12 protein-coding genes and 1 pseudogene are annotated in these 11,784 nt (G+C 51.4%); 9 read left to right on the top strand and 4 right to left on the bottom strand.

Features of this window, described 5'->3' with window-relative positions; translation table 11 throughout:
- Positions 1-71: 71 nt before the first annotated feature.
- A complete protein-coding gene (locus E0D98_RS16880; RefSeq protein ID WP_122994759.1) occupies positions 72-845 on the top strand; it encodes a C40 family peptidase in 774 nt (257 codons plus the stop codon).
- A gap of 56 nt (positions 846-901) precedes the next feature.
- Here the strand turns inward: E0D98_RS16880 and E0D98_RS16875 are convergent, their stop codons facing one another.
- From E0D98_RS16875 to E0D98_RS16865, 3 genes and pseudogenes are all read right to left on the bottom strand, one after another.
- On the bottom strand, positions 902-1,258 hold the full coding sequence (locus E0D98_RS16875) for a type II toxin-antitoxin system HicB family antitoxin (protein WP_001030484.1): 357 nt from the start codon (positions 1,256-1,258) through the stop codon (positions 902-904).
- Complete coding sequence (locus E0D98_RS16870; RefSeq protein ID WP_000598760.1) at positions 1,251-1,529, bottom strand: type II toxin-antitoxin system HicA family toxin; 279 nt, start codon at positions 1,527-1,529, stop codon at positions 1,251-1,253. The genes E0D98_RS16875 and E0D98_RS16870 overlap by 8 nt, the downstream gene beginning before the upstream one ends.
- Before the next feature lie 104 nt (positions 1,530-1,633).
- Positions 1,634-3,346: pseudogene (locus E0D98_RS16865) on the bottom strand (flagellar biosynthesis protein FlhA); the annotation flags it as partial.
- Between E0D98_RS16865 and lafU the strand changes: the two are divergent.
- The 5 genes from lafU to prfH all read left to right on the top strand — a co-directional run bounded on the left by lafU (position 3,318) and on the right by prfH (position 7,671).
- Positions 3,318-4,103, top strand: coding sequence for a putative lateral flagellar export/assembly protein LafU (lafU, locus tag E0D98_RS16860; protein WP_000207590.1), 786 nt, complete (start codon positions 3,318-3,320; stop codon positions 4,101-4,103). The pseudogene E0D98_RS16865 and the gene lafU overlap by 29 nt on opposite strands.
- Before the next feature lie 70 nt (positions 4,104-4,173).
- A complete protein-coding gene (gene dinB / locus E0D98_RS16855; protein WP_001226183.1) occupies positions 4,174-5,229 on the top strand; it encodes a DNA polymerase IV in 1,056 nt (351 codons plus the stop codon).
- Positions 5,226-5,678 carry a GNAT family N-acetyltransferase gene (locus E0D98_RS16850; RefSeq protein ID WP_001059855.1) on the top strand — a complete coding sequence of 151 codons (453 nt, stop codon included), beginning with the start codon at positions 5,226-5,228 and terminating at the stop codon, positions 5,676-5,678. The genes dinB and E0D98_RS16850 overlap by 4 nt, the downstream gene beginning before the upstream one ends.
- A 245-nt stretch (positions 5,679-5,923) precedes the next feature.
- Positions 5,924-7,063 (top strand): RNA ligase RtcB family protein, encoded by a 1,140-nt coding sequence (locus E0D98_RS16845; RefSeq protein ID WP_000528870.1) that lies wholly within the window; start codon positions 5,924-5,926, stop codon positions 7,061-7,063.
- Positions 7,060-7,671, top strand: a complete 612-nt coding sequence (gene prfH, locus E0D98_RS16840) for a peptide chain release factor H (RefSeq protein ID WP_050877240.1) — start codon at positions 7,060-7,062, stop codon at positions 7,669-7,671. Before E0D98_RS16845 ends, prfH begins: the two co-directional genes overlap by 4 nt.
- 59 nt (positions 7,672-7,730) lie before the next feature.
- On the opposite strand, the gene pepD is transcribed toward prfH, so the two are convergent.
- Complete coding sequence (gene pepD / locus E0D98_RS16835) at positions 7,731-9,188, bottom strand: cytosol nonspecific dipeptidase (RefSeq protein WP_001293016.1); 1,458 nt, start codon at positions 9,186-9,188, stop codon at positions 7,731-7,733.
- A 260-nt stretch (positions 9,189-9,448) separates the two neighbouring features.
- On the opposite strand from pepD, the gene gpt reads away from it, so the two are divergent.
- The 3 genes from gpt (at position 9,449) to crl (ending at position 11,702) form a co-directional block, all read left to right on the top strand.
- Positions 9,449-9,907: a xanthine phosphoribosyltransferase gene (gpt, locus tag E0D98_RS16830; RefSeq protein WP_001291990.1), complete on the top strand. Its 459-nt coding sequence runs from the start codon at positions 9,449-9,451 to the stop codon at positions 9,905-9,907.
- A 91-nt stretch (positions 9,908-9,998) separates the two neighbouring features.
- Positions 9,999-11,243 carry an esterase FrsA gene (gene frsA, locus E0D98_RS16825; RefSeq protein WP_000189539.1) on the top strand — a complete coding sequence of 415 codons (1,245 nt, stop codon included), beginning with the start codon at positions 9,999-10,001 and terminating at the stop codon, positions 11,241-11,243.
- A 57-nt stretch (positions 11,244-11,300) separates the two neighbouring features.
- A complete protein-coding gene (gene crl, locus E0D98_RS16820) occupies positions 11,301-11,702 on the top strand; it encodes a sigma factor-binding protein Crl (protein WP_000174677.1) in 402 nt (133 codons plus the stop codon).
- Positions 11,703-11,784: the final 82 nt, after the last annotated feature.

Raw genomic sequence — 11,784 nt, 5'->3', positions numbered from 1 at the left:
ATATTTATTAATTTTATAATAATGGTTTATTAAGTTTGTTCAGGTACGGGCCGGGATACACTGCAACATCAATGCATGATCAGCCATTATTGAGTATGTCCTTGCCGTCGATTCCCTCTTTTGTGTTGTCGGGATTACTGTTGCTTTGCTTGCCGTTTTCTTCATTTGCCAGCGCCACCACATCACATATCACTTTCAGCTACGCCGCCCGCCAGCGGATGCAAAATCGTGCGCGTTTATTAAAACAGTACCAAACCCATCTGAAAAAACAGGCCAGCTATATTGTGGAAGGCAATGCCGAAAGCAGAAGGGCGCTACGCCAGCACAACCGCGAACAGATAAAACAGCATCCAGAATGGTTTCCTGCGCCGCTCAAGGCGAGTGACAGACGCTGGCAGGCGCTGGCGGAAAACAACTATTTCTTAAGCAGCGACCATCTGCATAACATCACCGAAGTGGCGATTCACCGTCTGGAGCAACAGCTTGGCAAGCCTTACGTCTGGGGCGGTACGCGGCCCGATCAAGGCTTCGACTGTAGCGGGTTAGTTTTTTATGCCTACAACAAGATCCTTGAGGCGAAACTCCCACGCACGGCTAATGAGATGTATCACTATCGCCGGGCAACCATTGTGGCGAATAACGACCTGCGCCGGGGAGATTTGCTATTTTTCCATATCCACAGCCGCGAGATTGCCGACCATATGGGGGTGTATCTGGGCGACGGTCAGTTTATTGAGTCACCGCGCACCGGGGAAACCATTCGGGTAAGTCAGTTAGCTGAACCTTTCTGGCAGGATCACTTTTTAGGCGCGCGGCGGATTTTGACGGAGGAGACGATTTTGTAAATGGGTAATATTGACGAACTGGCAAAAGGTCGGATGCCACGCGGCATCCGACCTGTTTACATCTGGGCTGAAAACTCACGTTCTAAGACATCAACAATGAGCTGGTTTTTTGAAATGGAATGTTGTCTGGCGACGATGGTCAGCCGCGAATCAATGTGATGAGGAACACGAAGCGTCAGGCGTTTTTGCTCTTCTTCTTCACGAAAAGGGGCAATACCGTCCTCTTCACAATCCGCCATCCACTCATCCAGCGCGCTTTCGCCTTCACGATATAATGCCTCAATACTTGTGGCTACAAAGTCACAATAACCGTTTACATTGAGGAACTTGCCGCGAAATGCGTTGATATCGGCTTCAAATGTTACTGCGGCTGGTTGACCTTTAATTGTGATAATGTTCGATGCTTTATTCATAATCTACCCCTACACAGTTAACAAACCACTCCTTAAGACCTGCTACTGCGCCTTTATCCATCACATTTTTTGGATGTGGCTCATGTGTGCTGAATTTGGTCGTTCCAATCTGAAATTTTCGTCTGGAGCCGTTGTTATTTTTTATTGTTCCACCCACAGCTTTAATGAGTGCAACAACATCATCCCATTTAATTCCAGATTTTGGCGGCTCCGTCATTACATCGTCGAATGTTTTTCTATGACGAGAACCTAGCGCGCTGACCTTAATCATACTATCAATCCATGACGTCATTGTATGGTGTCATCGTAGTCTCTTTGCAGTGTGACGTCAATTAATGGTGTCAGGTGCTGCAAAGCATGGAAAAGAATCCCCCATCAACTCAACGCCCCCATAATCTTCAACTCCAGCTCATCCGGCACTTCGTTATACGACAGCACATGCAGCCCCGGCGCAAACAACCTTGCATAACGCGCCAGCAAAGGGCGCAGCTGCGGTGGCACCAGCAGCACCGGGTCTTTCCCCGCCGCTTTCATCTGCTCTTTCACCTGTGGCATCGTACTCTGGAACTGGTTGAGCATATTCGGGTCCACTGGCACGCTGTCGAGCATCACTTTACCGCCCTGTTGCGCCTGATTCACTAGGTTAGTCAGCAGATTTTCCAGCTCATTATTCAGGGTATACACCGTCAGCTCCTGCTTGCGAACGAACGGATGGGTAATGCTGCGCCGCAGCTCCAGGCGCACATCGGCTGCCAGCAGAATATGATCTTTGGTCACCGCGCTACTGGCGACCAGCACGGTGGCGATGGTGACGATATCGCGCAGGGAAACGCCTTCGGTCAGCAGCGCCCGGTACACTTTCAGCAACTGGCTGTAATTGAGCACCGCGCTTAAATCCTCCGCCAGGCGCGGTGCCATCGACGCCAAACGGTTATGCAACTGCGTAATATCGTCATAGTTAAATAAATCAGGAATATAGCTGCGCACAATCTTATTTACATGGGTAGCAATCACGCTGGCGCTGTCGATCACCTGATACCCCATATTCAGCGCCTTCGCTTTCTGCGCAGGCTGGATCCAGGTCACCGGCATCCCGTACGCCGGGTCGTTCCCCAGCACGCCGTCTATCTCGCCGTAGGTTTCGCTGGAGGGCAGCGCCATCAGTTTATCCGCCGGAATATCCGCTTCATCAGCCTTAATGCCGTTGATGAAAATAGCGTACTGGCTGGGCTTAAGGCGGAAGTTTTCCCGAATGCGGATCTCCGGCAGCAGCACGCCGTTGCCGTCGGATATCACCTGTCGCACGCCGCGAATACGCTGGGTGAGCGGGTTGCCCTGGGCTTTGTCCACCAGCGCCACCAGCTTGTAGCCGAGGCTTAAGCTGATGGGCTCGATCAGCGGAATGGTTTCCCAACTGACCTGTTGCTCGCTGGTTTCGGTGATGGTGCGGGTCAGCGTTTCGAGACTTTTCTCTTCCGCTTCCGCCGCCTGCGGGCGTTTGCTCATCCGCCAGCCGGTAAAGCCAAGCAGGGCGCTGAACAGCAAAAACGGCAGATGTGGCATTCCAGGCACTACCGCCAGTACGAACATAATTCCGGTAGCGGTGTAGAGCACCGATGGGCTTGCCAGCAACTGGTGACGCACGTCATGGGCGATATCGCCGTTGTCGCTGACGCGGGTGACGATAATCGCCGCCGCGGTGGAGAGTAGCAGGGAAGGGATTTGCGCCACCAGCCCGTCGCCGATGGTCATCAGCACATACTGCTGGAAGGCGGCGTCGGCGCTCAGGTTGTATTTGAAGATCCCGATACAGACGCCGCCGATCAGGTTGATCGCCAGAATCATCATCCCGGCGATAGCATCCCCGCGCACAAATTTCGATGCCCCGTCCATCGCGCCGTAGAAATCGGCCTCGCTGGCAACATCTTTACGTCGGGTTTGTGCCTGCGCCTGATTGATCAACCCGGCATTAAGATCGGCGTCAATCGCCATCTGCTTACCGGGCATCGCATCCAGGGTAAAGCGGGCTGAAACCTCGGAAATACGCTCGGCCCCTTTGGTGACGACAATAAAGTTGATTGTCAACAGCGTCAGTAAATCCGAGCGTGAAAGCATTATCGCCGCGCTGCACGGGCAGTCGATTTTCAGTGGCGGCGGATTGTCGCCGTTAAATAAAATCAGCCCGTCTCATCCGCCAAAACCTGCCACCGTGGCGGTGCCGGAAGAGACGGAGAAAAAAGCGCGTGACGTCAATGAGAAAACGGCGCTGCTGAAGAAGAAATCAGCCACCGAGCTTGGTGAGCTGGCAACCAGTATCAACACCATTGCCCGTGATGCGCATATGGAAGCGAATCTGGAGATGGAGATTGTTCCCCAGGGATTACGCGTGCTGATTAAAGACGACCAGAACCGCAATATGTTTGAACGCGGCAGCGCGCAGATTATGCCGTTCTTTAAAACTTTGCTGGTGGAGCTCGCGCCAGTGTTCGACTCGCTCGATAACAAAATTATTATTACCGGGCATACCGATGCGATGGCCTACAAAAACAATATCTACAACAACTGGAACCTTTCGGGTGACCGCGCGCTTTCGGCTCGTCGGGTGCTGGAAGAGGCCGGAATGCCGGAAGATAAAGTGATGCAGGTAAGCGCAATGGCGGACCAGATGCTGCTGGATTCCAAAAATCCGCAAAGCGCGGGTAACCGGCGCATTGAGATTATGGTGCTGACCAAAAGTGCGTCCGATACGCTGTATCAATACTTTGGTCAGCATGGGGATAAAGTGGTGCAGCCGCTGGTGCAAAAGCTGGATAAGCAGCATGTGCTTTCACAGCGAACGCGCTAAATGCTGAATCTTTACGCATTTCTCAAACCCTGAAATCACTGTATACTTTACCAGTGTTGAGAGGTGAGCAATGCGTAAAATCATTCATGTGGATATGGACTGCTTTTTCGCAGCGGTGGAGATGCGCGACAATCCCGCCCTGCGCGATATCCCTATTGCTATTGGCGGCAGCCGCGAACGTCGGGGGGTGATCAGCACCGCCAATTATCCCGCGCGTAAATTTGGCGTACGTAGCGCTATGCCTACTGGGATGGCGCTCAAATTATGCCCACATCTCACCTTGCTTCCGGGGCGCTTTGACGCCTACAAAGAAGCCTCAAATCATATCCGTGAAATCTTCTCGCGCTACACCTCGCGTATTGAACCGTTGTCACTGGATGAGGCTTATCTCGACGTCACCGATAGCGTCCATTGCCACGGTTCTGCGACCCTCATCGCCCAGGAAATCCGCCAGACGATTTTCAGCGAGCTGCAACTGACAGCGTCTGCGGGCGTGGCACCAGTAAAGTTTCTCGCCAAAATCGCCTCCGACATGAATAAACCCAACGGTCAGTTTGTGATTACGCCGGCAGAAGTTCCGGCATTTTTACAAACCTTACCGCTGGCAAAAATCCCCGGCGTCGGCAAAGTCTCGGCGGCAAAACTGGAAGCGATGGGGCTGCGGACCTGCGGTGATGTACAAAAGTGTGATCTGGTGATGCTGCTTAAACGCTTTGGCAAATTTGGCCGCATTTTGTGGGAGCGTAGTCAGGGGATTGACGAGCGCGACGTTAACAGCGAACGGTTGCGAAAATCCGTCGGCGTGGAACGCACGATGGCGGAAGATATCCACCACTGGTCTGAATGTGAAGCGATTATCGAGCGGCTGTATCCGGAACTTGAACGCCGTCTGGCAAAGGTAAAACCTGATTTACTGATTGCCCGCCAGGGGGTGAAATTAAAGTTCGACGATTTTCAGCAAACCACTCAGGAGCACGTCTGGCCGCGGCTGAATAAAGCTGACTTAATCGCCACCGCGCGTAAAACCTGGGATGAACGCCGCGGCGGGCGCGGTGTGCGACTGGTGGGGCTGCATGTGACGTTGCTTGACCCGCAAATGGAAAGACAACTGGTGCTGGGATTATGAATAACATACAAATAAGAGACTATCAGCCTGGCGATTTTCAGCAACTATGCGCTATTTTCATTAGAGCGGTTACGATGACTGCCAGTCAGCATTATTCACCACAACAAATTGCCGCCTGGGCGCAGATTGACGAATCTCGCTGGAAGGAGAAACTCGCGAAATCACAAGTGCGGGTTGCAGTCATTAATGCAAAACTGGTCGGCTTTATTACCTGCGTTGAACACTATATCGATATGTTATTTGTTGACCCTGAATACACCCGCCGTGGGGTTGCCAGCGCTTTGTTAAAACCTTTGATTAAGTCTGAATCCGAACTTACGGTGGACGCAAGCATAACCGCAAAACCCTTTTTTGAACGTTATGGTTTTCAGACAGTTAAGCAGCAACGCGTTGAATGTCGGGGAGAGTGGTTTATTAATTTTTATATGCGTTATAAACAGCAACATTAAATCCAGCTTGCAATGAAAATAACGCAAGCCTAGTATGTGCGCGTTTTCTTATTCCACAAACTGCAAGGAGGTAAATCATGACAAATCCTTTATCAATGACTCTTTGCAGACCTTTCCAGGATTAATTCTTTTTTTCTTGCCCTGGATTCGTCTGCCATTTCCTGATTTTTTAATTGTTACTCTCAATAATTCAAGTCGCAACACATGCAACTTGAAGTATGACGAGTCTATTTACGGAATGGTATATGGGCAATTATATTCGTCCCTTATCCGATGCGGTATTTACCATCGCATCTGATGACCTGTGGATCGAGAGTTTAGCGATCCAACAATTACACACCACGGCAAATTTACCCAACATGCAGCGCGTAGTGGGGATGCCAGATTTACATCCCGGACGCGGCTATCCGATTGGCGCAGCGTTCTTCTCTGTTGGTCGTTTTTATCCGGCACTGGTCGGCAATGATATCGGCTGCGGTATGGCGCTATGGCAAACAGATATTCTCACTCGCAAATACAACGCCGATAAGTTTGAAAAGCGATTATCAGATCTGGATGACGTTGCTGAAGAAAGCTGGCTGGAGGAAAACCTGCCGTCAGCATTTGCACAGCATCCGTGGCGCAGCTCGCTTGGCTCTATCGGTGGCGGCAATCATTTCGCTGAACTGCAACAAGTTGATCAAATCATCAACGCTGAACTGTTTGCACTGGCAGGTCTGGATGCACAACATCTGCAACTGTTGGTTCATAGCGGCTCGCGGGGGGTGGGGCAGTCTATTTTACAGCGGCATATTGCCTCGTTCTCGCATCATGGTTTGCCTCAAGGCAGTGACGACGCGCTACGGTATATTGCGGAACATGACGATGCGCTGGCGTTTGCGTGTATTAATCGCCAGATGATCGCTTTGCGCATAATGCAACAAGTTAAGGCCACGGGAAGTCCGGTTCTGGATGTGGCGCATAACTTTGTTAGCGCGTGTCAAATCGGCGATCAACAGGGCTGGTTGCATCGTAAAGGTGCCACGCCGGATGACAACGGTCTGGTGATTATTCCCGGTTCACGTGGTGATTACTCCTGGATTGTACAGCCTGTTGCGAACGAAAAAACGCTCCACTCGCTGGCGCATGGGGCAGGGCGTAAATGGGGGCGCACCGAGTGTAAAGGGCGTCTGGCAGCGAAATACACGGTGACGCAACTCTCGCGGACTGAACTTGGCAGTCGGGTAATTTGTCGCGATAAACAACTCATCTTTGAAGAAGCGCCACAAGCCTATAAATCGGCTGAAAGCGTGGTGCAATGTCTGGTGCAGGCCGGTTTAATTATTCCTGTCGCGCGGCTGCGTCCGGTGCTAACGCTCAAAAACAGTGGAGGGAAAAAAGGATGATCTTGCTACAACTCTCCTCAGCGCAGGGGCCGGAAGAATGTTGTCTCGCAGTGAAAAAGGCGCTGGAGCGATTAATTAAAGAAGCTGCCCGACAAGACGTCGCGGTAACGGTGTTGGAAACAGAAACGGGCCGCTACTCTGACACGCTGCGTTCAGCTCTGGTTTCTCTGGATGGCGATAACGCATGGGCATTAAGCGAAAGCTGGTGCGGCACTATTCAGTGGATTTGTCCGAGTCCGTATCGGCCTCATCATGGGCGCAAAAACTGGTTTCTGGGCATTGGGCGTTTTACCGCTGATGAGCAGGAACAATCGGATGCAATCCGTTATGAGACGTTGCGTTCGTCGGGGCCGGGCGGTCAACATGTCAATAAAACCGACTCGGCGGTACGCGCCACGCATTTGGCATCCGGTATTAGCGTGAAGGTTCAGTCAGAGCGTAGTCAGCATGCTAACAAGCGGCTGGCACGATTGCTGATTGCCTGGAAGCTGGAGCAGCAGCAACAGGAAAATAGCGCGGTGCTGAAATCGCAGCGGCGAATGTTCCATCACCAGATTGAACGTGGCAACCCGAGACGGACATTTACAGGGATGGCTTTTATCGAATGATAATGAAGGATGAAACTGCCGGAAGGCGATTAAACGCCATCCGGCAGCAAATCAAATAATTACTTCGCCGGAATTTCTTTCAGCAGTTCAGTCAGCAGCGTCCAGTAATGACCTACGCTTTCGATGTGAACTTGCTCATCCGGAGAGTGTGGACCGGTGATAGTTGGCCCGATAGAAACCATGTCCATTTCCGGATACGGTTTTTTGAACAGACCACATTCCAGGCCCGCGTGGATAATCTGGATGTTCGGTGTTTTGTTGAACAGACGCTGATAGGTTTCACGTACCAGATGCATCACCGGAGAATTAGCGTCCGGCTGCCAGCCAGGATATGCGCCTTTCGCTTCGGTTTTCGCGCCAGCTAGTTTACCCAGCGAATCCAGCATGCTCACCACGTAGTCTTTACCGCTGTCGATCAGTGAACGGATCAGGCAGTGAATTTCTACGTTATTGTCAGTCATGGTCACCACACCGACGTTCAGGGAGGTTTCGACCACACCTTTTGCCACGTCGGAATTGCGGATCACACCGTTCGGGGTGGCGTTCAGCAGACGAATAAAGGTATCGCGAGATTTCGCAATCAGGGCAGCTTTATCGTTCGCTACAGAGTCCAGCAACAAGGCCAGATTTTTCTCTTTCTCTGCCAGCTCGTTTTTCAGGATCTCCTGATAGGTATTCACCAGAGATTTCAGGACGTCGACTTTATCAGCTGCGACAGCAATGGTCGCAAAGGCTTCACGCGGGATGGCGTTACGCAGTGTGCCGCCGTTGAAATCGATAAGGCGCAGATCCAGTTCTTCCGCATGACCCGCCAGGAAGCGCACCAGTAGTTTGTTGGCATTACCCAGGCCAACGTGGATTTCACCGCCGGAGTGACCGCCTTTCAGACCTTTTAAGGTTAACTTGAAGGTTTCAAAACCAGCTGGAACCGCTTCACGATCTAAATGCAGGTTGGAGGTGAAGTCGATACCCCCCGCACAACCCATGTAGATTTCACCTTCTTCTTCGGAGTCGGTGTTAATCAGAATATCAGCCTGCAACCAGTTGCTCTGTAAGCCGAACGCACCGTCCATACCGGCTTCTTCGGTCATGGTCAGCAGCACTTCCAGCGGGCCGTGAACCACGTTTTCGTCAGCCAGAACCGCCAGCGCAGACGCCATACCAATGCCGTTATCTGCACCCAGCGTGGTGCCGCGCGCTTTAACCCATTCGCCATCAATATAAGGCTGGATAGGATCTTTCGTGAAGTCATGCACGGTGTCGTTATTTTTCTGCGGCACCATATCGAGGTGGGCCTGTAAGACGACCGGTTTACGATTTTCCATACCTGCGGTAGCAGGTTTACGAATCAGGATATTACCTACCTGATCGCGTTCGACATGGAAACCTTTCTCTTTTGCCCAACCAACAATGTATTCAGCGAGTTGCTCTTCATGATAGGACGGGTGAGGAATAGAACAGATTTTGGCAAAAATATCCCACAGCGGCTGTGGAGATAATTGAGACAGTTCAGACACGTTAAGTCTCCTTGTCGATCACCCGCAAAACAGTATTGCAGGTCACAGGGTTAGCAGAAAATGTTGTCAACACAAGACAGGCTTGCGAGATATGTTTGAGAATACCACTTTATCCCGCGTCAGGGAGAGGCAGTGCGTAAAAAGACGCGGACTCATGTGAAATACTGGTTTTTAGTGCGCCAGATCTCTATAATCTCGCGCAACCTATTTTCCCCTCGAACACTTTTTAAGCCGTAGATAAACAGGCTGGGACACTTCACATGAGCGAAAAATACATCGTCACCTGGGACATGTTGCAGATCCATGCACGTAAACTCGCAAGCCGACTGATGCCTTCTGAACAATGGAAAGGCATTATTGCCGTAAGCCGTGGCGGTCTGGTACCGGGTGCGTTACTGGCGCGTGAACTGGGTATTCGTCATGTCGATACCGTTTGTATTTCCAGCTACGATCACGACAACCAGCGCGAGCTTAAAGTGCTGAAACGCGCAGAAGGCGATGGCGAAGGCTTCATCGTTATTGATGACCTGGTGGATACCGGTGGTACTGCTGTTGCGATTCGTGAAATGTATCCAAAAGCGCACTTTGTCACCATCTTCGCAAAACCGGCTGGTCGTCCGCTGGTTGATGACTATGTTGTTGATATCCCGCAAGATACCTGGATCGAACAGCCGTGGGATATGGGCGTCGTATTCGTCCCGCCAATCTCCGGTCGCTAATCTTTTCAACGCCTGGCACTGCCGGGCGTTGTTCTTTTTAACTTCAGGCAGGTTACAATAGTTTCCAGTAAGTATTCTGGAGGCTGCATCCATGACACAGGCAAACCTGAGCGAAACCCTGTTCAAACCCCGCTTTAAACATCCTGAAACCTCGACGCTAGTCCGCCGCTTTAATCACGGCGCACAACCGCCTGTGCAGTCGGCTCTTGATGGTAAAACCATCCCTCACTGGTATCGCATGATTAACCGTCTGATGTGGATCTGGCGCGGTATTGACCCACGTGAAATCCTCGACGTCCAGGCACGTATTGTGATGAGCGATGCTGAACGTACCGACGATGATTTATACGATACTGTGATTGGCTACCGTGGTGGCAACTGGATTTATGAGTGGGCCACCCAGGCGATGGTGTGGCAACAAAAAGCCTGTGCGGAAGAAGATCCGCAACTCAGTGGTCGACACTGGCTGCATGCGGCTACGTTGTACAACATTGCCGCCTATCCTCATCTGAAAGGAGATGACCTGGCCGAGCAAGCGCAGGCTTTATCAAACCGCGCCTATGAAGAGGCCGCCCAGCGTCTGCCGGGCACGATGCGGCAGATGGAGTTTACCGTACCCGGCGGTGCGCCCATCACCGGCTTTTTGCATATGCCGAAAGGCGATGGCCCGTTCCCGACAGTATTAATGTGTGGTGGTCTGGATGCGATGCAGACGGACTATTACAGCCTGTATGAACGTTATTTTGCGCCGCGCGGCATTGCGATGCTGACTATTGATATGCCATCGGTGGGCTTTTCTTCAAAATGGAAGCTCACCCAGGACTCCAGCCTGTTGCATCAGCACGTCTTAAAGGCGCTGCCTAACGTACCGTGGGTGGATCACACTCGCGTCGCGGCCTTTGGTTTCCGTTTCGGCGCTAACGTTGCCGTGCGTCTGGCATATCTTGAATCGCCGCGTCTGAAAGCGGTTGCCTGTCTTGGTCCGGTAGTTCATACCCTGTTGAGTGATTTTAAGTGCCAGCAACAGGTGCCGGAAATGTATCTTGACGTTCTGGCGAGTCGTTTGGGGATGCATGATGCTTCCGATGACGCGTTACGCGTGGAGCTGAATCGCTATTCATTAAAAGTGCAAGGATTGCTGGGGCGTCGCTGCCCAACGCCAATGTTATCAGGCTACTGGAAGAACGATCCGTTCAGCCCGGAAGAGGACTCACGCTTAATCACCTCATCATCTGCTGACGGTAAATTATTAGAGATCCCATTTAACCCGGTGTATCGGAATTTTGACAAAGGTCTTCAGGAAATCACCGGCTGGATCGAAAAACGCTTGTGTTAAAAATTTGCTAAATTTTGCCAATTTGGTAAAACAGTTGCATCACAACAGGAGATAGCAATGACGTTACCGAGTGGACACCCGAAGAGCAGATTGATCAAAAAATTTACCGCACTAGGCCCGTATATTCGTGAAGGTAAGTGCGAAGATAATCGATTCTTTTTCGATTGTCTGGCTGTATGCGTCAACGTGAAACCGGCACCGGAAGTGCGTGAGTTCTGGGGCTGGTGGATGGAGCTTGAAGCGCAGGAATCCCGTTTTACCTACAGTTACCAGTTTGGTCTGTTCGATAAAGCAGGCGACTGGAAGAGTGTTCCGGTAAAAGACACTGAAGTGGTTGAACGACTGGAGCACACCCTGCGTGAGTTTCACGAGAAGCTGCGTGAACTGCTGACGACGCTGAATCTGAAGCTGGAACCGGCGGATGATTTTCGTGACGAGCCGGTGAAGTTAACGGCGTGAGTGAAATGTGCCGGATGCATCACATCCGGCAATAATCATTAAAACTGATAGGTCATGCCAACCGCGACAATATCATCATTAT

Source organism: Escherichia sp. KCJ4928 (assembly GCF_004352695.1).
Classification (GTDB): domain Bacteria; phylum Pseudomonadota; class Gammaproteobacteria; order Enterobacterales; family Enterobacteriaceae; genus ECMA0423.
Note: the sequence above shows the minus strand (reverse complement) of the source record. Positions and strands in the feature narration are given on the sequence as shown.

Excerpts from the sequence above, each read along its gene's own strand:
- E0D98_RS16880 (WP_122994759.1), top strand. The coding sequence starts at position 72 with ATGCATGATCAGCCATTATTGAGTATGTCCTTGCCGTCGATTCCCTCT.
- E0D98_RS16875 (WP_001030484.1), bottom strand. The coding sequence starts at position 1,258 with ATGAATAAAGCATCGAACATTATCACAATTAAAGGTCAACCAGCCGCA.
- E0D98_RS16870 (WP_000598760.1), bottom strand. The coding sequence starts at position 1,529 with ATGATTAAGGTCAGCGCGCTAGGTTCTCGTCATAGAAAAACATTCGAC.
- dinB (WP_001226183.1), top strand. The coding sequence starts at position 4,174 with ATGCGTAAAATCATTCATGTGGATATGGACTGCTTTTTCGCAGCGGTG.
- E0D98_RS16850 (WP_001059855.1), top strand. The coding sequence starts at position 5,226 with ATGAATAACATACAAATAAGAGACTATCAGCCTGGCGATTTTCAGCAA.
- E0D98_RS16845 (WP_000528870.1), top strand. The coding sequence starts at position 5,924 with ATGGGCAATTATATTCGTCCCTTATCCGATGCGGTATTTACCATCGCA.
- prfH (WP_050877240.1), top strand. The coding sequence starts at position 7,060 with ATGATCTTGCTACAACTCTCCTCAGCGCAGGGGCCGGAAGAATGTTGT.
- gpt (WP_001291990.1), top strand. The coding sequence starts at position 9,449 with ATGAGCGAAAAATACATCGTCACCTGGGACATGTTGCAGATCCATGCA.
- frsA (WP_000189539.1), top strand. The coding sequence starts at position 9,999 with ATGACACAGGCAAACCTGAGCGAAACCCTGTTCAAACCCCGCTTTAAA.
- crl (WP_000174677.1), top strand. The coding sequence starts at position 11,301 with ATGACGTTACCGAGTGGACACCCGAAGAGCAGATTGATCAAAAAATTT.